Origin of the sequence: Enterobacter sp. 2VL, assembly GCF_005503595.1 — a bacterium.
Classification (GTDB): domain Bacteria; phylum Pseudomonadota; class Gammaproteobacteria; order Enterobacterales; family Enterobacteriaceae; genus Enterobacter; species Enterobacter cancerogenus.
In genome coordinates this window covers 604,971-630,222 of record NZ_SCNE01000001.1, presented here as the reverse complement: position 1 = coordinate 630,222, position 25,252 = coordinate 604,971, and the positions used below count along the sequence as shown (strand labels likewise).

The window sequence follows — 25,252 nt, the reverse complement described above, 5'->3', positions numbered from 1 at the left end:
ACGGGAAGTCATGTGAAATATTTACTCATTTTCTTACTGGTGTTGGCGATTTTTGTCATTTCAGTCACATTGGGTGCACAAAACGATCAGCAGGTTACCTTCAACTATCTGCTGGCGCAGGGCGAGTACCGCGTATCAAGCCTGCTGGCCGTGCTATTCGCCGCAGGTTTCTTCATCGGCTGGCTGGTGTGTGGCCTGTTCTGGCTCAAAGTTCGTGTTTCTCTGGCGCGCGCTGAACGTAAAATTAAACGACTTGAACATCAAATCGCGCCCATGACCGACATTCCGGAAAGCGCGGGTGTGCCGGTCGTCAAGGAATAATCGAATATGCTGGAGTTGTTGTTTCTGCTTTTGCCTGTAGCCGCAGCCTATGGCTGGTATATGGGCCGCAGAAGTGCGCAACAAACAAAACAGGATGAAGCAAACCGACTCTCCCGCGACTACGTTGCGGGGGTGAACTTCCTGCTGAGCAATCAACAGGACAAAGCGGTAGATCTGTTCCTCGATATGCTCAAAGAGGATACCGGCACCGTAGAAGCGCATCTCACCCTGGGTAACCTTTTCCGCTCTCGCGGGGAAGTAGACCGTGCTATTCGTATTCACCAGACCTTAATGGAAAGCGCCTCGCTGACCTATGACCAGCGTTTGCTGGCGGTTCAGCAGTTAGGCCGGGACTACATGGCGGCAGGGTTGTACGATCGTGCCGAAGACATGTTTATGCAGCTGGTGGACGAAACCGATTTTCGCATCAGCGCGCTTCAACAGCTGCTGCAGATTTATCAGTCCACCAGCGACTGGCAGAAAGCCATCGACACCGCCGAGCGTCTGGTTAAGCTGGGTAAAGACAAGCAGCGCGTTGAAATCGCCCATTTCTATTGCGAGCTTGCGCTCCAGCAGATGGGTAACGACGACATGGATAAAGCCATGGCGTTGCTGAAGAAAGGCGCGGCAGCGGATCGCAACAGCGCGCGTATCTCCATCATGATGGGCCGCGTGTTTATGGCGAGCGGCGATTACGCCAAAGCCGTGGAGAGCCTGCTGCGGGTGATCGATCAGGATAAAGAACTCGTCAGCGAAACGCTTGAAATGCTCCAGACATGCTACCAGCAGTTGGGCAAGCAGGATGAATGGGTGACCTTCCTGCGTCGCTGCGTGGAGGAAAATACCGGGGCGACGGCGGAGCTGATGCTTTCCGATATCGTCGAGCAGCATGAGGGCAGCGATACCGCGCAGGTGTACATCACGCGTCAGTTACAGCGCCATCCAACCATGCGCGTCTTCCACAAGTTGATGGACTACCACCTCAATGACGCAGAAGAAGGGCGCGCGAAAGAGAGCCTGATGGTGCTGCGTGACATGGTTGGCGAGCAGGTGCGCAGTAAACCGCGCTATCGCTGTCAGAAATGCGGGTTTACCGCCTACACACTCTACTGGCATTGTCCTTCCTGCCGGGCCTGGTCAACCATCAAACCGATTCGCGGTCTTGACGGGCAGTAATTTTTAAAAAGGCCATATTTTAGTTACAACATACTAATGGCTTTTACACCCATTCAGGTAACAGTGCGGTCTGTGTTCGGGCAGGGTAAAAATCGCTCCTGTCATTTTTGGCCGCTGGCAGGTAGAATGCTCGCCGTTTATCTGTCCCGCGCCGCTGGGCGCCCATAGACGAAAAGGGCTGGTCATGACGTCTGTTAGTTCCTCTACTTCCCGCGTAGTTACTGATTCTCCTGTTGTAGTTGCCCTGGATTACAACAACCGTGATGCCGCGCTGGCCTTTGTCGACGGTATCGATCCCCGCGACTGTCGCCTTAAAGTCGGCAAAGAAATGTTTACGCTGTTTGGCCCGCAAATTGTGCGAGACCTGCAACAGCGCGGCTTCGATATCTTCCTCGACCTGAAATTCCATGATATCCCGAACACAACTGCCCACGCCGTAGCCGCTGCCGCTGAACTGGGCGTATGGATGGTGAATGTCCATGCATCAGGCGGGGCGCGGATGATGACGGCTGCACGCGAAGCGCTGGTCCCGTTTGGCAAAGACGCGCCGCTGCTGATTGCCGTAACCGTACTGACCAGTATGGACGCATCAGACCTGGGTGACCTGGGTGTGACGTTGTCACCTGCTGAGCATGCGGAACGCCTTGCGCGCCTGACGCAACGCTGTGGGCTTGATGGCGTCGTGTGCTCGGCGCAGGAAGCCGTGCGCTTTAAATCCGAGCTGGGACGTGAATTTAAGCTGGTTACACCGGGTATCCGTCCTGCGGGAAGTGAGGCAGGGGATCAGCGCCGCATCATGACGCCTGAACAGGCGCAGGCCGCAGGCGTAGACTATATGGTTATTGGTCGCCCGGTTACGCAGTCAGCGGATCCGGCGCAGACGCTGAAAGCCATCAACGCATCGTTAAAAAAGGGGGCGTAATGAGCGATTCCAACAGCCGCCTGGTCTATTCCACCGACACGGGTCGCATTGATGAGCCACGCGAGAAAGCCGAGCGCCCGAAGGGGGATGGCATTGTGCGTATCCAGCGCCAGACCAGCGGACGCAAGGGAAAGGGCGTATGTCTGGTGACAGGTATTGATCTCGACGATGCCGAACTGGCAAAACTCGCTGCAGAATTAAAAAAGAAATGCGGTTGTGGTGGCGCGGTGAAAGACGGGGTTATCGAAATCCAGGGCGATAAACGCGATTTAATTAAAACATTGCTCGAAGCCAAAGGCATGAAAGTCAAACTGGCGGGGGGCTAAAATAATTGAGCCACGGCGAAAACCGTGGCTCTTTTTTTAGGTGCGTAAGTCAGACCTGAAATGTACAGAATATATAATTATACGGGTAGAAGCCGTTATGGTGATTATTTGCCTACCTGGTGACCAATGACACCGCCGACAGCAGCGCCACCTAAAGTACCCAGCGTGCTACCATCCGTTAATACCGCACCACCCAGAGCACCAGCACCGGCGCCAATGGCGGTGTTACGGTCACGTTTAGACCAGTTAGAGCATGCGCTCAGGGACATTGCTACAGTGATTGCCAGAACAGCGGCAGCTAATTTCTTGCTGGTTAAGGTCATAATACTTTCTCCTGAATTATCGATTCACGGAAAGAAGTGCTTTTTAAGTATAGTCAATTTGAATACTTAAATTCCATTTTCCGTAAAAGCTGGTCGCGCAGGGGTTAACATGATCACGCAGGTGATAGTCACTTCCTGTTATATCGCTAACATTAATTTTACGTCTTTATTTTAGCTTATACAGGTAAAAACTCTTAAAGAAATACCAGGATTAATCTCAGAGGCGAGGGCGTGCGCCCGGGAACCGGACGCAAGGGGGGGGCTACAGCGCGTTGTCCACGATATCGACCGTTAAGCCAGCATGTTCAAGCTGAAGGCGATGTTCGTTACTCAGGCGTTTGTCGGTGATCACCCGGCTAAAGCGCGACAGCGGGCCCATGGTGTAAGGATGGACAGCGCCAAATTTAGAACTGTCAGACAACACAATGGCTTCGCACTCTTTTTCCAGCACCGCGTTCACCACGTCAGAACGCATCATGTCTCTGCCGGTGAAGCCAGTTTCAGGCTGCCAGCCATCGATACCAATAAAGGCCTTGGTAAAATGCACCTGCTGAACGTACTGGCGGGTCAATGGGCCTACCATGCTTTCGCTTTTTTTCTGGTAGATACCGCCTAACAGAATCACTTCACAGCGCGTTTCCTTCAGCAGATGCGCGATGTAGCTGCTGACGGTAATAATCGTTACGTCTTTCTGCTCAGCCAGCGTGCGCGCCAGCAGGGCATTACTGCTGCCGTTTTCAATGAACACCGTTTCGCCGTTGTTCACCAGGGATGCCGCAAACTCCGCCAGCTCGCGCTTAAGGGCGTAATTGTTCATCATGCGGGTTTCGACGTCCTCACTGTCCAGCGGAACAGCATAGCCGTGGGCACGACGCAGATAGCTCTGCTTTTCGAGAAGGTTAAGATCCTGACGGATTGTGACTTCGGAAACACCGGTGGTTTTCGCGAGATCGACCACGCTCACGCGTCCCTGATCGATGACCATCTGCAAAATGATTTGTTGTCGAGAATTCATAGCATCCAATACAAAAATGAAACGGGATCAGAAACGCCGTGGCTACACTTCCCACGGGGCTTTAGGTTGAGGGTTTTGTGATGCGGTCTCCGTGCCTTTTTGAGCTAATAACTCCGCTTTTAAGATCTCAAGATTACGGATCGCGGAGTGATAGTCGCCAGCAACCAGAATATCCAGCACAGTATCAATACGTTGTGCCACGGTCAGCACATCAATGTTAGCCATAATCCCACCCCGGAAGCGAAAAGTTAATATTTTCAATGATGCAGAAAATAGGCTCAAAAGAGAAGGGAAAAAATGCACTAACCAAATTACATAAATGAAAGTGATAAATTTCTGTGCCCACATACAGGGGGTTGAATGCGTGGATTAGTCTAAAACTGCGCGCAAGGCGCTTTATTCTATGAGGATTCAGACTATGACAGTTATCAACCAGGCTACCTGTACACTGTTTACCGATACTGAACGTTTCACGCAACTGGCAGGCTATTATGAGCAGGAGCGTCGCACGGTATGGATGATGTTGCGGGCGCAGCCACGCCCCTGTTTTAACCATGCGCTGATAGAAGAGATCATGAATCTCTCCTGGCTGGTTCGCCAGTCGGGGTTTGTGGTCGACTTTTGGGTGACCGGTTCCCTCGTGCCTGATATGTACAACGCAGGGGGCGATCTACAGTTCTTCGTGGAATGCCTGCAAAACGGGCGTCGGGAAGCATTGCGTGCCTACGCCCGCGCCTGCGTGGATTGCGTTCACGCCGCCTCACGGGGGTTTGATACGGGCGCAATATCGCTGGCGATGGTAGAAGGGAGCGCACTGGGCGGTGGATTTGAAGCCGCGCTCGCGCACCATTTCGTTCTGGCCCAACGCGATGCGCGCTTAGGCTTCCCCGAGATTGCGTTTAACCTGTTCCCGGGCATGGGGGGGTACTCCCTCGTGGCGCGTCGTGCAGGCATGAAGCTGGCGGAGGAGCTGATTTATAAGGGCGAGTCTCACACGGCGGAATGGTATGAGCAGCAGGGGTTAGTCGATCTGCTGTTCGAACCTGGCCAGAGCTACGTCTCCGTTCGCACCTTCATCGACACGCTCCAGCCGAAGCTGAATGGCGTACGGGCTATGCTTCGTGCCCGCACCCGCGTTTTACAGCTTCCACGAAGCGAGCTAATGGATATCACAGAGGACTGGGTCGACGCGGCATTTTGCCTTGAGCCGAAAGATATCGCCTACATGGAGCGTCTGGTGATGCTGCAAAACCGCCACCAGGCGGCGGGGCTGCGTAAAGCCAGCTAACGCATGTGTCGCGCCTGATAACGTTTTAGCCATCGCTCGAATGCGGCTGCGGGCATAGGCTTCGCAAAGAGAAAACCCTGCCGCTCGTTGACGCCATTCTTCGTGAGAAAGGCGTCTTCTTTCGCACTTTCCACCCCTTCCGCGATGACCTGCAAATTTAACGCCTGCGCGACGGCCACAATCGCTCTGACCAGCGACTGGGAGATCGACTGCTTATGAATATCCCGCACAAAAGACTGGTCCAGCTTGATGGCATCGATTGGGAAGCGCGCAAGCTGCGAGAGGGAAGAGTACCCGGTACCAAAGTCATCCAGATGGATCTGCGCGCCGAGCTGGCTAAACTGCTGAATGACGGAGAGCGCCAGCTCTTCATTTTCAATCAAACAGCTTTCGGTCAACTCAACGTCGATGGGACAGTATTCAAAGTTAAGGTCGCTCAGCGCCTGTTTTAAATCGCTAAAGATCGTCTGGTCGGCCAGCTGGCGGGCAGAGACGTTGACCGCTACGCGCAGGTTGATGCCTTTATCGCGCCATTTCGCGACCTGACGGACCACATCCAGCATCACCCAGCGGCCAAGCGGCACAATCAAACCAGACTCTTCGGCGTAAGAGATAAACTCCATCGGGGGGATCAGCCCGCGCTCGGGAGACTGCCAGCGTACCAGCGCTTCCAGGCTTCTGACTTCGCCGCGCCAGGTCATTTTCGGCTGGTAATGGATCAGCAACTGGTCATTATCCAGCGCTTTACGCAGGTTGGTATCCAGCCACAGATATTCAAACACGCGTTGGTTCATCTCCGGCGAGAAGACGCAGAACTTGCCGCGGCCGCTCTCTTTAGCGGTGTACATTGCGGTATCGGCGTTGCGAATGACGCTTTCCCGGTCGGTGCCGTGCTGCGGGGCGAGGGCGATCCCTAAAGAACAGCCGGTATAGACTTCGATTAAGCCGATGCGGAACGGTTGGCGTAAGCGCGTTAAAATGCGCGATGCCATCGCCTCCAGCGAACTTTGCGAGGTGTCAGAGGCCATAACGATAAATTCATCACCGCCGAGTCGGGCCAGGGTTTGGCCTTCATCCAGACAACTTAAAATCGCCAGGGCGACGGCCTGTAACAGCTGATCGCCAAACATGTGGCCATAGGCATCGTTTACCTTTTTGAAGTTATCAAGATCGAGGTACACGATGCCAACCTGCGTATCGCCGCGCGCGTTGATGGCATCGGAGATGAGTTCATGAATGGCATTGCGGTTCGGTAAACCGGTGATGGTGTCGGTATTCGCCAGCACGCGCAGACGCTCCTGGGCGCGGCGCTCCTCGGTAATATCCGTGCCGGAACAGATAAGGAAAATTTCATTTTTCCCGCTGCCGCTGTGAACGAATTTGTTCCTGAAGAGAAACAGCCGTTGCCCCTTGCGGGTTTTAATCCAGCGCTCCACTTCATAGGAGCTGCCGTTACGAAAGAACCCTGAAATATTGCGCTTTGACGCCGCCGCTTCGCTACGGCTCATAAACAGCTTGAAGACGTTCTGGCCAATCACTTCTTGTTCTTTCAGGCCGGTGTACTCTTCGCTCAACCGGTTGAAGCGCTGAATATTGCCGTGCTGATCGAGAATAACAATGACGGAGTTGGCCTCCGAGACAACCTGCTCAGCAAAAGAGAGACCCTGCGCGAGATCGCGCGCGACCGAAGGGGTGTCGTTCCAGGCAGACGCCGTGCCGGCCCACTCATGTTTATTGATTTTACGGCCCACAAGGTGAACCGGAACGTCCACGCCGTACAGCGAGAGCGTCATTGATATACTGGAGGTAATAACGGTCAACTGGCGGATCAGTTCTGCCTGCTCATCATCCAGCGCAACCACCTGCGTTATATCGGCGCTTTCGCTGGCCGCCAGATGCAGCGCATTGCTGTCAGCCGTTAGCCTCCACCAGGGGCTGTGCGTGCCCATGTAACGAAACAGCAAGTTTTGCTCCAGATCGTCCATCATGTTTTCTCCCGCAGCTGCACGTTAGCGCAAAAACTATTCATATGCAGTCGACTATTCCGTCGTTGAACAGCGTTAAAACCGAGGTGAAGTGGTTGTTTTTTCCACTTTTCTGATATTAAAACGGGTTTGAGCAAAAAGAGTGCATAACGTATAAAAATTCACGTAACCGAATATGTCGGTGCTCTTTTACTGTAGATAATTCTTGCGGGTTTTGGCGGATGGGCAGGGAAAATAGTCAGAAAAAAAGATGATTTTGCGACGTGCGACGGGCGAAAAAAATGCCGGCCTTCCCGAAAAGGAAACGGCCGACATTTTAACGGCTTATCAAGCGACAGGGCGCGCGATAACGCTGCGGGTTTCCATACGGACTTCCGCGATGTTTACATCGATCACATCCGTGACTTTGTAAACCGTTTCCCCTTTAATCTGCACGGTGCCATTTTCCTGGCTGCAAACCAGTTCATCACGCACTGCATGCAGGAACGGCGCAGGAATGAAGGCGACGGCTCCGTTATCCACCAGACGCACGCGCATACCACCGCGGCTGATATCAATGATCTCCGCCGGGAAGCGGGTATCGGTGCCAGCTTTGTCGTTCAGGAAACGGGCATACAGCCAGTCACCAACGTCGCGTTCTGCCATACGATTCAGGCGGCGGCGCTCGGCCATCTGCAGCGTGGTTTCATCCTGAGGACGCGCGATGGATTCCCCTTTGATGATGGCCTTCAGCAGACGGTGGTTCACCATATCGCCGTACTTACGGATTGGGGAGGTCCAGGTCGCGTAGGCCTCAAGGCCCAGCCCGAAGTGCGGACCCGGTTCGGTGCTGATTTCAGCAAACGACTGGAAGCGGCGAATGCGGCTGTCCAGGAAGCCAGACGGTTGCGCATCGAGTTCGCGGCGCAGTTTGCAGAACCCCGGCAGGGTCAGCACTTCTTCAGGATCGACATGCACGTCATGCGTTTTCAGCAGCGCCGCCAGCGCGTCGGTATTCGCCGGATCAAAGCCGGTATGCACGTTATAAATGCCAAAGCCTAATTTATCGCGCAGGATGCGGGCGGCACAGATGTTGGCCGAAATCATCGCCTCTTCAACGATGCGGTTCGCAATACGGCGCGGCTCTGCCACGATATCCAGCACTTCGCCTTTCTCGCCGAGTACAAAGCGATAATCCGGACGGTCTTTGAACACCAGCGCATGGGTTTTACGCCATTCGCTGCGGTTCAGGCAGACGCGGTGCAGCAGGCGGATTTGCGTGGCGATGGCCTCGCTGTCTGGCGTCCAGCTGCCGGTGTTGTCCAGCCAGTCGGAGACATTGTCGTAGGCGAGTTTGGCTTTCGATTCGATGGTCGCGGAGAAGAATTCAATATCGTCTTCAATGGTACCGTCCGCAGCAATCGTCATGCGGCAGGCAAGCACCGGGCGGACTTCATGCGGACGCAGCGAACAGAGGTCGTCTGAGAGCTCGCGCGGCAGCATAGGGATATTAAAGCCCGGCAGGTAGTTGGTGAATGAGCGCACTTTCGCCATTTCGTCCAGCTTGCTGCCTTCGACAATCCACGCGGTCGGGTCGGCAATGGCGACGGTCAGATGCAGTTTGCCGTCTGCCGCTTCTTCCGCAAACAGGGCATCGTCCATATCTTCGGTGCTAGCGCTGTCGATGGTGACAAAATCCAGGGCCGTCAGATCGCGACGCGTCAGACCTTCATCCTGCATGTCGGTCGCCACGCCGTCTGGTGCTTCTTTTTCAAGATTATGGCGCGCCAGCGTCACCCACCACGGCACGAAATGATCGTCGCCGTAGGTGATGAATTGGGTCAGCTCCGCGTAAAAACCGCGATCGCCTTTCAGAGGATGACGGCGCATTTCAGCTACGGCCCAGTCACCTTCTTTAAAATCATGCTCAACGCCACGCTCGGCACGGCACGGGATGGCATCTTTGAGCAGAGGGTGATCCGGCACGATGGAGAGACGATCGTCTTTCTTGTGTACCTTGCCAACGAAACGCGTCAGGAACGGTTCGATGAGTGCTTCCGGCTCGGCGGATTCCCGTTCCTTTTCAGTATGAATGACGGCTGAAATGCGGTCGCCATGCATCACTTTCTTCATCTGCGGAGGCGGAATAAAGTAGCTTTTCTGACCGTCAACTTCAAGGAAGCCAAAGCCCTTTTCCGTGGCTTTTACGATCCCTTCTGCACGCGGCGTCTGGGAATGCAGTTGCTGTTTAAGCTGCGCTAGCAGCGGGTTGTCCTGAAACATAATGTTCTATTTTCGTAGCCATTGAGCGGCTGACAGTTTTACGCGAATCTCACTGCTACAGCAAGCGGTCTTTGGGTAATGAGTAAGGTTATTCCTCCTGACCGAGCGCGATGCGAAGGCGGTCGAGCCAGCCATAAAACGCGCTGCGTATCAGCAGGTTCAGCGTTACGCTATGAGGCAACCCGCTCGCTCCCAGCGCGGTTAAATGCGCGGCGCTAAAGCGATCCGGCGAGCTGTTTAGCAGCGCCACCGCCGTGGTGAGCGCCGGGAAATCCGGCTCGGCCTGGTCAGGAAGCATGATCAGGATATCGCCCAACCTGTCGAGCAGTGCAGGCTCGTGGCAAAGCACCGTAACCAGCGGTCCGAGCGCCGTTTCCGCCTGCCAGCGCGCAAGTGAGCGGCGTTGTTCGGGGCTGGCATAACGCAACTCGACAGCGGGTAACAGGGAGACCCATACCTGGATGTGCGCGGGCACCGTATGGGGCGATATATGATGCCCGGGCAGCCACCGCACGGGATGGCCAAGCGCCGCCTGAAACACCGCCACGGTGCGCGCCTGAAAACCGATAAAGCCGATTATCTGGTTGATTAACACGATGTCATGCACCGTCAGGCCCACTTCATCGAGCTGCAGCAGGGCCTTATCGCCGATCACGTCGGGAGAACTGGCAAGCTGGCGGGCGTACTGGGTGATTTGGGCGAGGCGTCGGTTACTTTCGCGGGAAGAGTCCGGGCCGGGAAGCGGTGCGAGCAGGGCGGCGTAGTGGTTACAGAGGCGCTGCACGCCACAGGCTTGCGCGACCGTCAGCGCCGTGCTCAACCGGTCATAGGCGCTAAGGGTGCGCAACCGGTTGACCGGCGTATCCAGCGGGAACAGCTGGTGACATAAGGCTCTGGCCGGGGCTAACCAGCCCTGAGCGGCGAGCGCAATCGCGTCAGGGAGCGCTAAGTCAAGCAAAAAACGGTCGTCGACGTTAGCGGCTTCGGGCACCAGAGGCAGCACATCCGACTGCGAATGATTAGACTGGGTCTCGTGATACCAGTGGCCTTTGCCGGAAAAACGGCGCTGTTCCATGGGCGTTCCTTGATCTCAAAAGGGCGATCAATATCCTGGCGTAAGGTGGGTGAGGGGAAAAATATTGTTAGGTGATAACAAATAGCAGAACGGAATAACGACGGGCAGGGCGGGAGAGAGAACTCTCTTCCCTGACGGGAAGAGAGTGACAGCTTATTTAATTTCCAGCTCGTTCATTGCCGCGATGTTGAAACCGCCGTCAACGTGAACCACTTCGCCGGAGATACCCGCGGAGAGGTCAGAGCACAGGAATGCTGCAGAGTTACCCACATCTTCAATGGTAACGGTACGACGAATTGGCGTAACCGCTTCGCAATGTGCCAGCATTTTACGGAAATCTTTGATGCCGGAAGCGGCCAGGGTGCGGATTGGGCCAGCGGAGATACCGTTGACGCGCACGCCTTCAGGACCCATCGCGTTCGCCATATAGCGCACGTTGGCTTCCAGAGAGGCTTTAGCCAGACCCATCACGTTGTAGTTAGGGATAGCGCGCTCTGCGCCCAGGTAGGACAGAGTCAGCAGGGCAGAGCTTGGGTTCAGCATGGTACGACAGGCTTTCGCCATCGCCACGAAGCTGTAGGAGCTGATGTCGTGCGCGATTTTGAAACCTTCACGGGTTACCGCGTTAACGTAGTCGCCGTCCAACTGATCGCCAGGCGCGAAGCCGATGGAGTGAACGAAACCGTCAAACTTCTCCCACGTTTTTGCAAGTTCAGCAAACATGCCATCAATGCTTTCGTCTTGTGCAACGTCGCATTCCAGAACAATGCTGGAACCCAGCTGCGCGGCAAACTCTTCAACGCGGCCTTTCAGCTTGTCGTTCTGGTAGGTGAACGCCAGCTCAGCGCCTTCGCGATGCATAGCCTGTGCGATGCCGTATGCGATGGACAGTTTGCTGGCTACGCCAGTAACCAGAATGCGCTTACCGGAAAGAAAACCCATAGCTTTAATCCTTATATTCATTGCTTATTTTGCCTTGTAATTCATAGTGTTACAGGCAGTATTTCAAAATCATTCGAAATTAGCTCGAAATTATAGCCCACTCACAGCCCCATGTGTCACGATATTTCTCGCCGATCTCCAGAGACGAATGCCCCAGAAGGTGAGGCGCGGGTTCAAAATTTCAGCATTCGTCCAGTATATCACCCGGCAGCAGCTTCACCTCATCCAACCAGCGCGGATGCGCGATCCCTCACGATAGTTACCCTTTTTAACCTTTCCTCGCGCTTTCTAAGAAACGCGCGATGACAATAAAGAACACCGGGACGAAGAAGATCGCGAGAAGCGTACCGCTAATCATGCCGCCAAATACGCCGGTGCCGATGGCGTGTTGTGTACTGTTACTAGCGCCACTGGCCAGCATTAAGGGAACCACCCCCAACGTAAAGGCTAACGATGTCATCAGAATAGGGCGCAGGCGCTGGCTTGCGGCCTGTATCGTTGCCGCCAGGAGGGGGAGCCCTTGACGGTGCAACTGCCGTGCAAACTCCACAATCAATATGGCGTTCTTGGCAGACAGGCCTATCAGGGTAATAAGACCGACTTTAAAGAAAACATCATTTGTCATGCCGGCAACGGACACAGCCACGACTGCTCCGATAAGTCCCAATGGAACCACCAGCATGACTGCGAAGGGTATTGACCAGCTCTCATACAAGGCGGCGAGCACCATAAACACGACCAGTATCGACAGGACGATCAGACCCGGGAGCTGCGACTGAGATTTTATCTCCTGCAATGAACTCCCGGCCCATTCTCCAGCCATGCCCTGAGGTAAATCCCGGGACAAATTCTCCATGACTTTCATTGCGGTACCGCTGGATTCACCTGTAGCTGCACTGCCGGTAATGCGGATAGCAGAATATCCTTGATAACGCGTTAATTGTTGTGGTGCAACGTTCCAGGAAATCGTCGCAAATGTTGAAACTTGCACCATCTGACCCTGGCGGTTTTTAACCGATAATGTCAGGATCTGCTCAGGTTGCATTCGATAAGGCGCATCGGCCTGAATAATCACCTGCTGAACACGTCCGTTGTTCGTATAGTCATTAACGTAGTTTGAACCCATGGTGACGGAGAGCGTCTGGTTGATTTCATCAAATGAGACGCCGAGTGCTTCCGCTTTTTCCCGGTCAATGTTAAGCGCAAGGTTAGTTCCTTCCGGGAGGCCGTCGATATACACGTCACTCAGTTCAGGGCGTTGATTCGCTTTTAGCACCAGTGCATCAGCCGCTTTCTTCAAAGCCTCGTAGCCAAGTCCCGCTCTGTCCTGCATATACCAGGTGAAGCCCGAAGAGGTGCCCATATCTGAAATGGCAGGCGGGAGCAGGCTCATCGTAACGGCATCTGAGACGTCTTCCATGCTGGCCTGCATATGGTCGGCTTCATCCTGTGCTGTAGAACCCTGCCTTTCTTTCCAGTCCTTCAGCGTGGTGAACGCCATGGCTGAATTCGGCCCTGATCCAGAAAACCCAAACCCCAGGATCATAATGTTGCTTTCAATATCCGGTCGGGTCGCAATTTCCTGTTCAAACGTTTTTACCACTTTCAGGGTGCGCTGCATCGTGGCATCAGAGGGAAGTTGGATAGAAGACATAAAATAGCCCTGATCTTCGTCAGGCAGAAAGGATGAGGGCAATGAAGACAATCCAAAAAACAACGCAGCGCAAAGCGCAATATACAGGAGCAGCATTCGGCCTGTTCGTCTCAGAACCGCACCCAGCCCAGATTCGTACCACGTTGTAAGGGTATGAAAACGGGCGTTAAATTTTACCGCGAACTTGCCTCCGCCGTGCTTTTGCGCGCTATGGGGCTTAAGTAACGTCGCACAAAGCGCAGGGGTAAGCGTGAGGGCAAGAAATGCCGACAACAATATGGACACCGCCATGGAAATACAAAATTGCCGATAAATAATTCCGACGGATCCTTCAGCAAAACCCATAGGTATAAAGACGGCGGTAAGTACCAGCGTGATCCCTATAATTGCCGGAGTAATTTCATGCATGGCCTCCCGGGTAGCGTCGCGCGGGGAAAGATTTTTTTCTTCCATTAGCCGTTCAACGTTCTCCACGACCACAATGGCGTCATCCACGATAATCCCTATCGCCAGCACCATGCCAAACATAGTCAGAATATTGATCGAGTATCCACTGAATAGCATCACCGTAAAGGTGCCCAGCAGCGCGACGGGGGCAACAATCGCGGGGATAAGCGTACAACGTATTTTGTGCAAAAACAGCAACATAACGAGGAAGACAAGGACCATCGCTTCCACAAATGTTTGCACTACCTTTATGATGGAAAGCTTTACAAAAGGTGCGGTATCGAAGGGAACCGTAAACGCCATTCCTTCCGGCAACACCTGAGAAAGTTCGTCGATACGTGCACGTACGCCTGACGCCGTGCTCATCGCATTGGCGCCTGGCGACAACTGGATTGCCGCAGCCGTTGCAGGCACACCATTTTCGCGGATACCGAAAGCGTAACTTTGCAGGCCAGACTCAATCCGCGCAACGTCGGATAGTTTCAGCCTTGCGCCAGACGCATCTGATTTTAGGGTAATGTTTCTGAAAGCCTCTACAGAAGTGAGTTGCCCTTTCACAGTAATGGGATAGGTTACGCCTTGCCCTGCAGATGCCGGTTCATCTCCCGTTTTACCCGGCGAAACAAGGGCATTTTGCTGGCCTACAGCGGTAAGGACATCGCTCACCGAAAGCCCGTAGCTGTGCAGTTGCATTGGGTCTAGCCAGATGCGCAGCGCTTTTTCGCCACCAAACAGCTGAACTTTTCCTACACCCGGAACACGGCGCAGCTCGTCACTGACATTGCGGGAAAAATAATCACTTAAATCCGCTTCCTCAAATTTCCCGGTTGTGGATTTCAACCCCACCATCATTAAAAATCCGGAATTGGCTGCCTCGACATTGATACCATTTTGCCTGACTGCCTGCGGTAAACGTGGCTCAACAATCTTGATCTGGTTCTGAAGATCCATCTGCGCCAGCTTAATGTCTGTGCCGGGCTTGAAGGTCACGGTAATAGATGCAGAACCGGTTGTGTCGCTGGATGATTCGAAATAGAGCAAATTATCTACACCCGATATTTCACGCTCAATGAGCGACACCACAGACGTATTCATGATATCGGGGCTGGCCCCCGGGTAAGTGACTGAAATAATGATCCCCGGCGGTGCCACCGCCGGATACTGCGCAACCGGCAACCGAGGTATAGACAGGACACCCGTCAGGACGATAAAAAGCGCCACTACCCAGGCGAATACGGGGCGTTCAATAAAAAAATGAGGCATTAAATTAACGTCCAGCTACGTGAATTTCGTCATCGGTTGATACACCTTTACCGATATCCCTGAGCTGCGAAAATTTCTCAAGAAGCTGCGGTGCGTCATCGCGACTTGTCGCGAACATCCACATACAGAGAACCATCAGTCCATACAGTGCGGCGTTAAGCGTCTTACACGCGAGAATGGCAGTATCTGGGGAACGACATTTGTTATTAAGGTTAATCATTACAGGTAACTGGTATCAGGCTATTTAGTGAGTGGATTTTGAGCAGTTTGGATTGACAGAGAGTCTACAACTCGCCTGTTTAGCGGAAATGGCAGTTTTATGGAGAGAGTGTGGAGCGCAACAACGTGGTTGTTCAAATCATCCTCATAATGAGATACAACGGTGAACCGCAAAAAAAGATAATTAAGTAGCACTCGTAGTAAAACACCAGATCGTTGAAATCAGGTGTGGCGTTCAATAGCACATTGAACGTAAAAATGAGATAAATAAAAATCACCATTAGCCAGAAGGCGATGACAAGTAATTCAATGAATGCGCCTGCTTTATTTTGTATCATCAAAGAAACAACTGACAAAGCGATGCAGCCATAGATAATGGGAGAAGAGGGTAGCGTCGCGGCGACTTTTTCATCCATTTTATGTATCAACACCAGCCAGGTATAAAGCAATCCCCACGACAGCAGCAGAAACAGAGTATATATGCCAATTTTCTTAGTAGAAAAAAATTTCGAAAATTCCAGGTTCATTATCTCAGCCAGATTCAGAAAGCCTTAAAACGGCAGGGTTAATATGCATCATTCCGGAAAAGAAGGGGTTTGCCCGAATAGCTATTCTGACCAGGAATTGTCGAGTCTTTATTGACGGAATATGTACGCTGTGTGGAGGCGTAGCCGGACATTTAAATTAGTGCTGGAAATTTTCATGACCATGGCACTTTTTCCCGGAGGCTGTGTCTTATTATGCTAACGATATCTGATAGCGTGCTCAAAGGGATTTCACCCGCGGAGATAAAATGAACAAAAATACTCTAATCCTTGTTGTTGAAGATGAAGACGAAATTGCTGAAATACTGATGAGTTACTTAGAGCGTTCAGGGATGAAAACGTTGAGGGCCAGACAGGGCGAGCAGGCAATAGCGCTTAATCGCCTTCACAAACCGGATCTTATCTTGCTGGATATTCATCTACCCGTATGCGACGGCTGGAGCGTACTCACGACGCTTCGTCAGGAAAGCTCCGTGCCCGTTATTATGGTTTCTGCCCTCGATCAGGATGTAGATAAACTCATGGGGCTGAGGCTTGGCGCGGATGATTACGTTATCAAGCCATTTAACCCTTCCGAAGTTGTCGCGCGGGTTGAAGCGGTGCTACGTAGAACCAAACCTGCTATTCAGCAGGTGGGGGCCGCGCCTCTCAGAACGCCTTTTATGACGGTCTATCCGGATGATTTCTATGTTGAGGTCACCGTGGGTCCTGAGGTGGTCTCCCCGGTGTTAACGACGACGGAATTTAAGCTTCTTACTTACCTGGTCAGATATCCACGAAAGGTCTGCTCCCGCGAAGAGCTGCTCAACGCCTGTCTGCCGGAAGGCGATACCCTCGACAGAACAGTAGATAGCCATATGAGCAAGCTGCGTAAAAAACTTGAGCTCGCAGGTCTTTATGGCGTTCCTGAGAGCATCAGGGGCATGGGTTACCGGCTTGGGGAGAAAAAATGAACAGAGAGTCTGTCCTGAGTCGTCAGATCTTAACGTATATGTTATTGCTGACGTTTACGATAATTGCCATTTCCATACTGGGCTCCTGGTTTTTTTACTCCTTTATTCTGGATCACCTCCCCGGCGGCGCTGCTGCGGGGGAAGACGAGCAGATGACCCTGTGGGACTGGGTGTGGATTGGGACCGCTACAATAATCAGTCTGGCATTTGCGATTTTTTTAACGATCAAACTTTCCGCGCGAATACTCACCCCGCTAAACGCGGTCGCGTCCAGCCTGAAAAAAATATCGCAGGGCCAACTGGACGCCCGGGCTTATTGTGCCAGTTCAAGTCTGGGCGAGGTTAATCATCTGGTCTCGGATTTCAATGAAATGGCGGAGAAACTGCAGACGCTGGATATACAGCGGAAATCCTGGAATGCTGCCATTGCCCATGAACTCAGAACGCCGGTCACGATTTTACGCGGGCGACTTCAGGGTCTGGTAGACGGCGTTTTTAAACCGGATCCGGTACTTTTTAATAATCTTCTCCGGCAGACCGAAGGGTTAACCCGCCTGATTGAAGATCTTCGGGTTGTCAGTTCCGATGGCGGGGCGGGTTACACGTTGTCTAAATCCAGAACGGATCTCAAAAGGACAATACAGGACGCGCTTGATACGTTTATGCCCGAGTTTAAACGTAATCAATTTACCTTACAGGTAGCGTTGAGGGATCAGCATTGTCTGTTCGACCCAATACGGATCAACCAGTGCCTGACCGTTCTGTTTGACAACGCAATACACTATTCAACTTCGCGGACAATCATCGTGAAAAACGGCGTGTCTGATAAAGGCAATTATATTCTTATTCAGGATGGCGGACCGGGCATCCCTGAGGAGTTCCACGACTTTTTATTTCAACCATTTCAGCGAGATAATGGCGCCAGAGCGTTGAATCCTGAAGGATGTGGCTTAGGCTTATCGGTGGTAAAAGCCATCATGCTGGCCCATGGTGGCGATGTAACTTATACCTTATCCAGGCAAAACCACTCCATATTTAAACTGACCTGGCCCGATTCCTGAGTGCAGGCGGGAGGTTAGTTTCGCCTGCCCGCCAATAGCGGCAAATGCCATATAGCACCTAATTTCGTATCCCATTCCATTGGGGTAATTTTCAGTTTGCCACGCTTCGGACTTAAGGTTATTTCACTAAAGTAAATTTCATCTCTTTTTAGCATGAGGTCAATGCGGCAGTAGTCAATGCCATCAGCCAGCTCCTGAGCGGCCAGCAATGCCTGCCGGAACATTCCTGGTTCGCCTGGCTCAACCGGCGTATTCGGATATTCCATCTGGAAAGGTTGTAAATTCCAGTGTCGGTCGTAGACATTGATAAAATCTCTACCGCTATCATCCGTAAAATCAGCTTCAACATAGTGTGCAACGCCGTGAAAGCAGTGAATACGTAACATTTCGGGTGTGGTGTTCCTGTCCGCTTCATGGAAAAGATCGATATAGGGTTCGCAAAGAATAAAGGGGGTGATGTTTTTATACTGCCATTCTCGCGTTGTGTAATACAAATTTTTCTTCAACGCGAGGTTCAGTTTCTTTCGTGCTTGCCTGTAGTTAAATCGCTCTTTGTTATCACATATTATTGTGCTACCGCTGTCATGATTGCATTTAAGAACAAATTTATTGGGCAGTTTAGAGAAATCAATATGAGAAAATTTGCTGTATACCCCGATTAATGGCACCGTCTTTGCCCGTTGTGTTCTCGCGGCTACGTATTCCCGAACGGCGAGTTTATCGGCAAGCAGTGTGTAGAAGTTATTATGGTCATAAATCAGTCGATAGCATATTTTTTCACTCAGCGTAGTAGGTGATTTTATGTCAGGTTTTTTTTCTGATGTTTTTCTGAGCCTCACGGTATGATAATGCAGATCTGTTATTAAAAAAGAACGGCTTTTTCTGATTAAATACTCGATGTATTTTAAAAAATAAGCGGTGCTGTTCATTTCTTCTCCTTAGCAAAGGCCTGTTATTCTGGAGAAGAATTGTTGATTTAAATTGGCTTATATATGGAGCAGGGATGGAGACGCGGCTAAAAGGATTAAATAGCCCAAGCCGACTATTTAATCCTTATCCTGCAGAGCAATACTAATTAATATAATACCTGGAATACGGGTCCGCGTGCTTAACGGTCTTTTCTCCACGCATCTGCCGTCAGTGCTTCTCCAAAATGCCCGGCGATCAGCCGTTTTGTCAGGTCATGCAGCGGGGAGGCCAGAACGTCTGCCGTACTGCCGCGCTCGACAACCTCGCCCTGGTGCATCACCAGCACCTGATCGCTGATATGCTTCATCATCCCGAGATGCTGGGTGACGTAGATATAAGAGATACCCTGTTTTTCCTGCAATTCCAGCATCAGGTTAATTAACTGCGAACGCATCGACATATCCAGCGAGGCCAGCGCCTCGTCGGCGATGATCACTTTCGGGCGCAGAATTAAAGCGCGCGCAAGCCCGAGACGCTGTTTCTGGCCGGGCGCCAGCATGTGTGGGTAATAGCTTACGTGGTCGGGCAGCAGCCCCACCAGCCGCAAGGTTTCAACAATGCGTTTGCGCCGCGCTTCGGGTTCCAGATCGGTATTCAGGCGCAGCGGGAAATCCAGGATCTGCGAGATCCGCTGGCGCGGGTTGAGCGAGGTTGACGGGTCCTGGAATATCATGCGGATCCGCTGACTGCGAAAAGAGTAGTCGCCAAACGCCAGGGGGTGATCGTCAATCAGCACTTCACCGCCGGTCGGCTCAATCATCCCGGCGAGCATTTTCGCCAGCGTCGATTTGCCCGAACCATTCTCACCGATGATCGCCAGCGTCTGTTTTTCACGCAGCGTAAAACTCAACGGCTTAACCGCCTCCACCGTCTGGCGATGGAACAGCCCTGTCCGGTAGCGAAAGGTCTTACTCAGGTTGCGAACTTCCAGCAAAGTTTCGACCATTTCACTCTCTCTCCATGTTCAGCGGGAAATGACAGGCGTAAAGGTGGTTTTTGGTGCCGGTGAGCCTTGGCGTTTCAATGCATTTGCGCTGAGCATAGGGACAACGCGGCCCCAGACGACAGCCGATCGGCAGTGATTCCAGTAAAGGGATGGCGCCGGGCAGCGTGTTAAGGCGGCTTTTGTGCGGCATGGCGCTGCCAAAATCCGGTATCGCGCGGATCAGCGCCTGGGTATACGGATGGTGCGGGGTCGTGATCAAGTCTTCGCTGAACGCGGTTTCTACCGTCTGCCCGCAGTACATCACGTCGATTTTATCCGCCCACTTGCTGAGCATCTGCAGGTCGTGGCTGATCAGCAAAATTGTGGTGTTGTTGTTCTGGTTAAGCCGGGTCAGCAGACGGAAAATTTGCGCCTGCGTGGTTGGCTCCATCGCGTTGGTCGGTTCATCAGCAATCAACAGACGCGGCTGATTTGCCAGGGCGATAGCAATCATCACCTTCTGACACTCGCCGTCGGTCAGTTCGTAAGGGAAACTGCGCATTGCATCTTTATGATCTTTTATCCCGACGCGGTGCAGCAGCTCAATGGCGCGGCGCTTGCGCCAGCCAACCCGTTGCCACCACCGGCCTTTGTAGGTCCAGCCAGGGATATTCTGCATCAGTTGTTTGCCCACGCGCTCGGAAGGATCGAGACAGGATTGCGGCTCCTGAAAAATCATCGAAACGTTATGGCCCACCAGCTTGCGTCGCTCGCGAGGGGAGAGGCGTTGCAGATCGATATCGTCGAAGCGCATACGGTCAGCGGTGACGCGCCAGTTGTCCTTCGCCACGCCGCAAATGGCTTTTGCGATCAGGCTCTTGCCGGACCCCGATTCGCCCACCAGCCCGCGGATCTCGCCTTCACTCAGGGTGATGCTGACCCGGTCGACGGCTTTAACCCAGCCTTCGCTGGTCTTGAATTCGATGGTGAGGTTGCGGATATCAAGTAAAGGCATTATTCCACCCCCGCAATGATCGCCCGGCGGATCCCGTCGCCTAGCAGGTTGACGAGCAGAACGCTTATCATAATGGCCGCCCCCGGCAGCATGACCGTCCAGGGCGCAACGTAAATCAGCTCCAGCGCATCGCCGAGCATCGCTCCCCATTCCGGAGAGGGTAACTGCGCGCCGAGGTCGAGAAAGCCCAGCGCTGCGATGTCCAGAATCGCCATCGACAGCGCGCGCGTGATCTCTGTGACCAGGCCCGACGCGATGTTAGGCAGCACGGCGAACCACAAAATGTTGAGCGTCGTCGCGCCGTCGAGACGCGCGGCAACGACATACTCTTTCTCCAGCTCGTCATGCACCAGGCTGTAAACCGAACGCACCATGCGCGGCAGAATAGCCAGCCAGACGGCAAACATGGCATGCGTGAGATGCGGGCCGGCAAAAGCCACGACGATAATCGCCAGCAGTAACGACGGAATGGAGAGCAGGGTGTCAAGAATGTGGTTCAGCACCGCGGATCGCAGTCCGCGAGTGGAACCGGCAAAAATGCCCAGCGCCAGACCGCAGATCGTCGCCGCAAAGGTCACCACAAATGCGCCGCCTACCGTTGGGGCCGCGCCGCTTAACAGGCGGCTTAATACGTCGCGCCCGAGATCGTCAGTGCCAAGGAAGAACGAGACTTCACCGTACCGTGACCACGATGGCGGCAGCAGCTGATAGCCAAGGAACTGCTGATCGATACCATAAGGCGCAAACCACGAGCCTAATACACACACCAATACCAGACCTGCACAACCGTACAGGCCGATCATTGCCGTGGTGTCACCATAGAATTTACGCCACACGGTACGTAGCGCACCGGGCGTGCGCTTTTCACTGTATACGCTATCGTAAGGCATACCATTCCTTATGCTTCAGCGGGTTGGCCATGGCACCCAAAATATCGGAAAGAACGTTAACAATAATCACCAGCGAGCCAATCACCATCACGCCTGCGGAGATCGCCGCATAGTCCTGCTGACGGATGGCGTTAATCATCCAGCGCCCCAGGCCCGGCCAGCTAAAGACCATCTCGGTGATCATCGCCAGCGTCAGCATGGTTGAGAATTGCAGCCCGAGACGCGGGATAACCGGCGGCAGGGCGTTGTGAAGAACGTGACGGCGCAGGATCGTCAGGCGAGAAAGCCCGCGCGTGGCGGCGGCTTTGACATAGTTTTGATCGAACACTTCAATGGTGCTGATGCGCATCAGGCGGATCACCTCGGTGGTTGGCGCAACGGCCAGCGTCAGGACCGGCAGCACCATATGACGCAGGGCACTCATAATCATCTCATGACGCCAGATCGAATCAGAAAGCCAGGCATCGACGATCGCAAAACCGCTCACCGTTTTGACCGTATAGAGCAGGTCAAAACGCCCGGAAACAGGCAGCCAGCCGAGCGTCAGGGAGAAGAACAGGGTGAGCAGCAGCGCGAGCCAAAAGACCGGGATAGAGAAGCCGAGCAGGGCGAGGGCGCTGATAAATTTGTCCTGCCATTTGTTGCGGTAGATCCCGGCCAGCATCCCCACCGGGATCCCAACCATCAGGGCGAAACCGAAGGCGAGGATGCACAGCTCCATCGTCGCCGGGAAGACCTCTTTCAACTGTTCGGAAATCAGCTGTCCGTTGATGCTGGAAACACCAAAATCCCAGTGCAGCAGGCCGTTAAACCAGAACAGCCAGGCATCCCACAGCGATGATCCCTGAAGCGGCGCGTGCGGCGTAAAATAGCTCAGGCTGAAGCCAACAAAGGTCAGAAGAAAGAGCGTGACCAGCAGCAGAAGGAGCCGACGTAAGGTAAAGATAATCATGGTTTTTTTACCTCCTGCTCTTTTTCGCGCGACACGCCGGCGAACGAGGCGTTACCAAACGGACTCAGCACCAGCCCTTTAATATCATACCGGTAGGCCTGCAAACGCAGGGAAGAGGCGAGCGGCAGCACGGGCAGTTCACGAGCCAGAATATTTTGTGCCTCGTCATACGCATCGATGCGCGACGCCAGCTGCTGTGAGGAGAGCGCTTTTTGCAGCACCGCATCAAATTCACGGTTACACCAGTGGGCGTAGTTGGTTTGTGAATTGATCGCCGCACAGCTGAGCAGCGGCCGGAAGAAGCTGTCAGGATCGTTACTGTCGGTCGCCCAGCCTGTCAGGGTTAAATCATGGTTCATGTCCATCAGGCGCGCCTCCTGGAAACGACCCTCAACCGGAACGATGATCACTTTGACACCCACCTGCGCCATATCGGCCTGTAGCAGCTCCGCAGTTTTCAGCGGGCTTGGGTTCCATGCCTGAGAGCTGGTGGGCACCCACAACTGCAGCGTCAGGTTTTCCGCCCCGAGCGCTTTAAGCTGTTCACGTGCTTTTGCCGGGTTGTATTCGGTCACTTTAGCGTCGCCATCGTAGGCCCACGAGGCACGCGGCAAAATGGACGCGGCGGTTTCTGCCGTGCCGTAATAGATCGACTGCATCAGGCGCTGATTATTAATGGCCAGCGCCAGGGCGTGACGGATGGCCGGGTTATTCAGCGGCGGCTTATCGGTATTAAATGCCAGATAGGCGATATTCATGCCGGGGCGCAGGGTCAGACGCAGACGCGGATCGTCGCGCAAAATCGTCAGCTGGCTGGCCGCTGGCCACGCGAGCACGTCGCACTCCCCGGTCAGCAGTTTAGACAGTCGACCCGTGCCGCCAGACCCCAGATCGACCACCACCTGCGGCATCATCGGCTTACCACGCCAGAAGTGTTCGTGGCGTTGCAGGCGGATGTACTGGCCTGAACGGTACTCCGCCATCTGAAACGGTCCGGTACCCACGGGCTGACGGTCAAGCAGTTCCTGACGGTCACGTTTGGTCAGCTGGTCTGCATATTCTGCTGACATCACCGAGGCATAATGGGTGGCGAGGTGCCACAGGAACGAGGCGTCCGGGCGCGTCAGCTTAAACTCAACCGTCCGGTTATCCAGCTTACGTACGCTTTTAACGGTATCGGCAAACTGCAGGCTGTCAAAATAGGGGAAATTGCCCCCGTTGACGTTATGCCACGGATGATGACGGTTAAAGATGCGCTGGAAAGTGAAGACGACATCATCGGCATTCAGCTTACGTGTGGGCGTAAACCACGGCGTATGCTGGAAAGCGACATCGTCGCGCAGGCGGAAGCGGTAGGTTGCACCGTTGTCCAGCACTTCCCAGCTTTCGGCCAGCTCAGGCACCAGCCGGTAGGTATAGGGGTCAACGTCGAGCAGACGATCGTACAGCTGCGCGGCAAGCGTATCGACAATCAGCCCGCTGCCCGCTTTTTGCGGGTTAAACGTATCAACTTGCCCGCTTACGCAGTAGACAAAGCCGCTGTCGCGAATATCAGGGAGTGGCGCGCGCTCGGGTGCAGCAAAAGCCAGATTGCTGAACAGACCGAGTGCAAACAGGGACGTTAAAACCAGACGCATAATTTTTGAGGTTTTTAGGTTCGATCTGCAAAGTGTACCGCACTTACACCTGCTTCGTAAAAATGTCTCCGGGTAAGTGCTGATAATGTCAGCGCATTTGATGCTTTTTGAGCAATGCCCTTAATTGATGGTAGGTCAGACCCAGCAGTTCAGCCGCCCGTTTTTGATTATATTTCGCCTGCTTCAGGCTCTGTTCCAGAAGCTGTTGTTCCTGTTGGTGCTGAAACTGACGTAAATCGAGGGGCAGAGTCGGCGCATCTGATCGCGGAGCAGGTGACGCAACCGGCTTCGTCTCGCGCTGGAACGGATCGAGAATGATGTTATCCAGTTCGCTGTCGGCGCTGGCGTGGCGATAAACCGAACGTTCAACGACGTTTTTGAGTTCACGGATGTTCCCTGGCCAGTGATAGCCGAGCAGCGTTTCGGTAGCCTGTTCGCTAAAGCCGGGGAAGAGCGGTAAACCCAGTTCCCGACACATCTGAATGGCAAACTGATCCGCCAGCAGCATGATATCGCTCTGGCGCTCCCGCAGCGGGGGAAGCTGAACGACATCAAAGGCCAGCCTGTCGAGCAGGTCGGCGCGGAATTTATCTTCCTCTACCATCTTTGGCAGGTTGGCGTTCGTGGCGCAGACCAGGCGGACGTTCACCTGCAGAGGCTGGCTTCCCCCGACGCGCTCAAGCTCGCCGTATTCAATCACGCGTAGCAGCTTTTCCTGTACCAGCATCGGCGCGGTTGCCAGCTCGTCCAGGAAAAGCGTGCCGCCGTCGGCGCGCTCAAAGCGGCCGGGGTGACGTTTTTGCGCGCCGGTAAAAGCGCCCGCCTCATGACCGAAGAGTTCGGTATCCAGCAGGTTTTCGTTCAGCGCGGCGCAGTTAAGCGAAATGAATGGGCCATCCCAGCGACCGGACAAAAAATGCAGGCGGTTGGCAATCAGCTCTTTACCTGTTCCGCGCTCGCCGATAATAAGCACGGGTTTATTGAGCGGCGCGAGCCGGGACACCTGCTCCAGCACTTCAAGAAAGCTGTTCGCTTCGCCAAGAAGATTATCTTTGTATTCCGTCATGATGAAATTAACCACTCATTA

The 25,252-nt window shown here is 53.5% G+C and carries 23 protein-coding genes and 1 pseudogene; 7 read left to right on the top strand and 17 right to left on the bottom strand.

Translation table 11 applies throughout. The annotated features are described in order from the left end of the window. Window positions 1–12 precede the first annotated feature (12 nt). From FFS28_RS02940 to yciH, 4 genes are all read left to right on the top strand, one after another. The gene (locus tag FFS28_RS02940) at window positions 13–321 is read left to right on the top strand and encodes a LapA family protein (protein ID WP_006175670.1); all 309 of its coding nucleotides are present in this window, start codon (window positions 13–15) and stop codon (window positions 319–321) included. 6 nt (window positions 322–327) lie between these two features. Further along, window positions 328–1,497 (top strand): lipopolysaccharide assembly protein LapB, encoded by a 1,170-nt coding sequence (gene lapB / locus FFS28_RS02935; protein ID WP_137848719.1) that lies wholly within the window; start codon window positions 328–330, stop codon window positions 1,495–1,497. Between the two features lie 184 nt (window positions 1,498–1,681). Further along, on the top strand, window positions 1,682–2,419 hold the full coding sequence (gene pyrF, locus FFS28_RS02930) for an orotidine-5'-phosphate decarboxylase (RefSeq protein ID WP_137848718.1): 738 nt from the start codon (window positions 1,682–1,684) through the stop codon (window positions 2,417–2,419). Beyond that, window positions 2,419–2,745, top strand: coding sequence for a stress response translation initiation inhibitor YciH (yciH, locus tag FFS28_RS02925; protein ID WP_058608675.1), 327 nt, complete (start codon window positions 2,419–2,421; stop codon window positions 2,743–2,745). The genes pyrF and yciH overlap by 1 nt, the downstream gene beginning before the upstream one ends. Window positions 2,746–2,849: 104 nt before the next feature. Here the strand turns inward: yciH and osmB are convergent, their stop codons facing one another. From osmB to FFS28_RS02910, 3 genes are all read right to left on the bottom strand, one after another. Continuing rightward, window positions 2,850–3,068, bottom strand: a complete 219-nt coding sequence (gene osmB / locus FFS28_RS02920; RefSeq protein ID WP_006175660.1) for an osmotically-inducible lipoprotein OsmB — start codon at window positions 3,066–3,068, stop codon at window positions 2,850–2,852. A gap of 262 nt (window positions 3,069–3,330) precedes the next feature. Beyond that, the gene (gene yciT / locus FFS28_RS02915; RefSeq protein WP_137848717.1) at window positions 3,331–4,083 is read right to left on the bottom strand and encodes a DNA-binding transcriptional regulator YciT; all 753 of its coding nucleotides are present in this window, start codon (window positions 4,081–4,083) and stop codon (window positions 3,331–3,333) included. 42 nt (window positions 4,084–4,125) lie between these two features. Then, window positions 4,126–4,308, bottom strand: a complete 183-nt coding sequence (locus tag FFS28_RS02910) for a YciZ family protein (RefSeq protein ID WP_042319923.1) — start codon at window positions 4,306–4,308, stop codon at window positions 4,126–4,128. Window positions 4,309–4,501: 193 nt separating this feature from the next. On the opposite strand from FFS28_RS02910, the gene FFS28_RS02905 reads away from it, so the two are divergent. Then, entirely contained in the window at window positions 4,502–5,371 is an 870-nt protein-coding gene (locus tag FFS28_RS02905; protein WP_042319921.1) for a crotonase/enoyl-CoA hydratase family protein, read from the top strand. Here FFS28_RS02905 and pdeR read toward each other — a convergent pair. The 7 genes and pseudogenes from pdeR to crrC form a co-directional block, all read right to left on the bottom strand. Further along, complete coding sequence (gene pdeR / locus FFS28_RS02900) at window positions 5,368–7,359, bottom strand: cyclic di-GMP phosphodiesterase (protein WP_137848716.1); 1,992 nt, start codon at window positions 7,357–7,359, stop codon at window positions 5,368–5,370. The genes FFS28_RS02905 and pdeR overlap by 4 nt on opposite strands. 324 nt (window positions 7,360–7,683) lie before the next feature. Beyond that, window positions 7,684–9,618, bottom strand: a complete 1,935-nt coding sequence (locus FFS28_RS02895) for an exoribonuclease II (RefSeq protein ID WP_137848715.1) — start codon at window positions 9,616–9,618, stop codon at window positions 7,684–7,686. An 88-nt stretch (window positions 9,619–9,706) separates the two neighbouring features. Then, window positions 9,707–10,693: a CMD domain-containing protein gene (locus tag FFS28_RS02890; protein ID WP_137848714.1), complete on the bottom strand. Its 987-nt coding sequence runs from the start codon at window positions 10,691–10,693 to the stop codon at window positions 9,707–9,709. A 153-nt stretch (window positions 10,694–10,846) separates the two neighbouring features. Beyond that, entirely contained in the window at window positions 10,847–11,635 is a 789-nt protein-coding gene (gene fabI, locus FFS28_RS02885; RefSeq protein ID WP_137848713.1) for an enoyl-ACP reductase FabI, read from the bottom strand. 268 nt (window positions 11,636–11,903) lie between these two features. Continuing rightward, the gene (locus FFS28_RS02880) at window positions 11,904–14,999 is read right to left on the bottom strand and encodes a multidrug efflux RND transporter permease subunit (RefSeq protein WP_137848712.1); all 3,096 of its coding nucleotides are present in this window, start codon (window positions 14,997–14,999) and stop codon (window positions 11,904–11,906) included. A 4-nt stretch (window positions 15,000–15,003) separates the two neighbouring features. Beyond that, a pseudogene (locus FFS28_RS21915) lies at window positions 15,004–15,123 on the bottom strand (ABC transporter six-transmembrane domain-containing protein); the annotation flags it as partial. Window positions 15,124–15,352: 229 nt separating this feature from the next. Continuing rightward, complete coding sequence (gene crrC / locus FFS28_RS02870) at window positions 15,353–15,745, bottom strand: colistin resistant protein CrrC (protein ID WP_137848710.1); 393 nt, start codon at window positions 15,743–15,745, stop codon at window positions 15,353–15,355. A gap of 266 nt (window positions 15,746–16,011) precedes the next feature. Between crrC and FFS28_RS02865 the strand changes: the two genes are divergently transcribed. Further along, the gene (locus FFS28_RS02865) at window positions 16,012–16,716 is read left to right on the top strand and encodes a response regulator (protein ID WP_137848709.1); all 705 of its coding nucleotides are present in this window, start codon (window positions 16,012–16,014) and stop codon (window positions 16,714–16,716) included. Next, a complete protein-coding gene (locus tag FFS28_RS02860; protein WP_137848708.1) occupies window positions 16,713–17,777 on the top strand; it encodes an ATP-binding protein in 1,065 nt (354 codons plus the stop codon). The genes FFS28_RS02865 and FFS28_RS02860 overlap by 4 nt, the downstream gene beginning before the upstream one ends. 14 nt (window positions 17,778–17,791) lie before the next feature. Here the strand turns inward: FFS28_RS02860 and FFS28_RS02855 are convergent, their stop codons facing one another. The 7 genes from FFS28_RS02855 to pspF form a co-directional block, all read right to left on the bottom strand. Beyond that, complete coding sequence (locus FFS28_RS02855; protein WP_137848707.1) at window positions 17,792–18,706, bottom strand: ATP-grasp fold amidoligase family protein; 915 nt, start codon at window positions 18,704–18,706, stop codon at window positions 17,792–17,794. 179 nt (window positions 18,707–18,885) lie between these two features. Continuing rightward, window positions 18,886–19,692 (bottom strand): peptide ABC transporter ATP-binding protein SapF, encoded by an 807-nt coding sequence (gene sapF / locus FFS28_RS02850; protein WP_006175637.1) that lies wholly within the window; start codon window positions 19,690–19,692, stop codon window positions 18,886–18,888. Between the two features lies 1 nt (window position 19,693). Beyond that, window positions 19,694–20,686: a peptide ABC transporter ATP-binding protein SapD gene (sapD, locus tag FFS28_RS02845; RefSeq protein WP_137848706.1), complete on the bottom strand. Its 993-nt coding sequence runs from the start codon at window positions 20,684–20,686 to the stop codon at window positions 19,694–19,696. After that, window positions 20,686–21,576, bottom strand: coding sequence for a putrescine export ABC transporter permease SapC (gene sapC / locus FFS28_RS02840; protein ID WP_058608682.1), 891 nt, complete (start codon window positions 21,574–21,576; stop codon window positions 20,686–20,688). The genes sapD and sapC overlap by 1 nt, the downstream gene beginning before the upstream one ends. Then, window positions 21,563–22,528 (bottom strand): putrescine export ABC transporter permease SapB, encoded by a 966-nt coding sequence (sapB, locus tag FFS28_RS02835; RefSeq protein WP_058608683.1) that lies wholly within the window; start codon window positions 22,526–22,528, stop codon window positions 21,563–21,565. Before sapB ends, sapC begins: the two co-directional genes overlap by 14 nt. Next, complete coding sequence (gene sapA / locus FFS28_RS02830) at window positions 22,525–24,165, bottom strand: ABC transporter substrate-binding protein SapA (RefSeq protein WP_137848705.1); 1,641 nt, start codon at window positions 24,163–24,165, stop codon at window positions 22,525–22,527. Before sapA ends, sapB begins: the two co-directional genes overlap by 4 nt. An 88-nt stretch (window positions 24,166–24,253) precedes the next feature. Beyond that, complete coding sequence (gene pspF, locus FFS28_RS02825) at window positions 24,254–25,231, bottom strand: phage shock protein operon transcriptional activator (protein WP_088208380.1); 978 nt, start codon at window positions 25,229–25,231, stop codon at window positions 24,254–24,256. Between the last annotated feature and the right edge of the window lie 21 nt (window positions 25,232–25,252).

What these genes read in the sequence shown, in the direction of transcription:
- pdeR (WP_137848716.1), bottom strand. Translation starts at nt 7,359, where the DNA reads ATGATGGACGATCTGGAGCAAAACTTGCTGTTTCGTTACATGGGCACG.
- pspF (WP_088208380.1), bottom strand. Translation starts at nt 25,231, where the DNA reads ATGACGGAATACAAAGATAATCTTCTTGGCGAAGCGAACAGCTTTCTT.
- yciH (WP_058608675.1), top strand. Translation starts at nt 2,419, where the DNA reads ATGAGCGATTCCAACAGCCGCCTGGTCTATTCCACCGACACGGGTCGC.
- sapD (WP_137848706.1), bottom strand. Translation starts at nt 20,686, where the DNA reads ATGCCTTTACTTGATATCCGCAACCTCACCATCGAATTCAAGACCAGC.
- FFS28_RS02860 (WP_137848708.1), top strand. Translation starts at nt 16,713, where the DNA reads ATGAACAGAGAGTCTGTCCTGAGTCGTCAGATCTTAACGTATATGTTA.
- yciT (WP_137848717.1), bottom strand. Translation starts at nt 4,083, where the DNA reads ATGAATTCTCGACAACAAATCATTTTGCAGATGGTCATCGATCAGGGA.
- fabI (WP_137848713.1), bottom strand. Translation starts at nt 11,635, where the DNA reads ATGGGTTTTCTTTCCGGTAAGCGCATTCTGGTTACTGGCGTAGCCAGC.
- FFS28_RS02880 (WP_137848712.1), bottom strand. Translation starts at nt 14,999, where the DNA reads ATGCCTCATTTTTTTATTGAACGCCCCGTATTCGCCTGGGTAGTGGCG.
- crrC (WP_137848710.1), bottom strand. Translation starts at nt 15,745, where the DNA reads ATGAACCTGGAATTTTCGAAATTTTTTTCTACTAAGAAAATTGGCATA.
- FFS28_RS02905 (WP_042319921.1), top strand. Translation starts at nt 4,502, where the DNA reads ATGACAGTTATCAACCAGGCTACCTGTACACTGTTTACCGATACTGAA.
- FFS28_RS02895 (WP_137848715.1), bottom strand. Translation starts at nt 9,618, where the DNA reads ATGTTTCAGGACAACCCGCTGCTAGCGCAGCTTAAACAGCAACTGCAT.
- sapC (WP_058608682.1), bottom strand. Translation starts at nt 21,576, where the DNA reads ATGCCTTACGATAGCGTATACAGTGAAAAGCGCACGCCCGGTGCGCTA.
- FFS28_RS02890 (WP_137848714.1), bottom strand. Translation starts at nt 10,693, where the DNA reads ATGGAACAGCGCCGTTTTTCCGGCAAAGGCCACTGGTATCACGAGACC.
- sapF (WP_006175637.1), bottom strand. Translation starts at nt 19,692, where the DNA reads ATGGTCGAAACTTTGCTGGAAGTTCGCAACCTGAGTAAGACCTTTCGC.
- FFS28_RS02910 (WP_042319923.1), bottom strand. Translation starts at nt 4,308, where the DNA reads ATGGCTAACATTGATGTGCTGACCGTGGCACAACGTATTGATACTGTG.
- pyrF (WP_137848718.1), top strand. Translation starts at nt 1,682, where the DNA reads ATGACGTCTGTTAGTTCCTCTACTTCCCGCGTAGTTACTGATTCTCCT.
- sapA (WP_137848705.1), bottom strand. Translation starts at nt 24,165, where the DNA reads ATGCGTCTGGTTTTAACGTCCCTGTTTGCACTCGGTCTGTTCAGCAAT.
- FFS28_RS02865 (WP_137848709.1), top strand. Translation starts at nt 16,012, where the DNA reads ATGAACAAAAATACTCTAATCCTTGTTGTTGAAGATGAAGACGAAATT.
- lapB (WP_137848719.1), top strand. Translation starts at nt 328, where the DNA reads ATGCTGGAGTTGTTGTTTCTGCTTTTGCCTGTAGCCGCAGCCTATGGC.
- FFS28_RS02855 (WP_137848707.1), bottom strand. Translation starts at nt 18,706, where the DNA reads ATGAACAGCACCGCTTATTTTTTAAAATACATCGAGTATTTAATCAGA.
- sapB (WP_058608683.1), bottom strand. Translation starts at nt 22,528, where the DNA reads ATGATTATCTTTACCTTACGTCGGCTCCTTCTGCTGCTGGTCACGCTC.
- osmB (WP_006175660.1), bottom strand. Translation starts at nt 3,068, where the DNA reads ATGACCTTAACCAGCAAGAAATTAGCTGCCGCTGTTCTGGCAATCACT.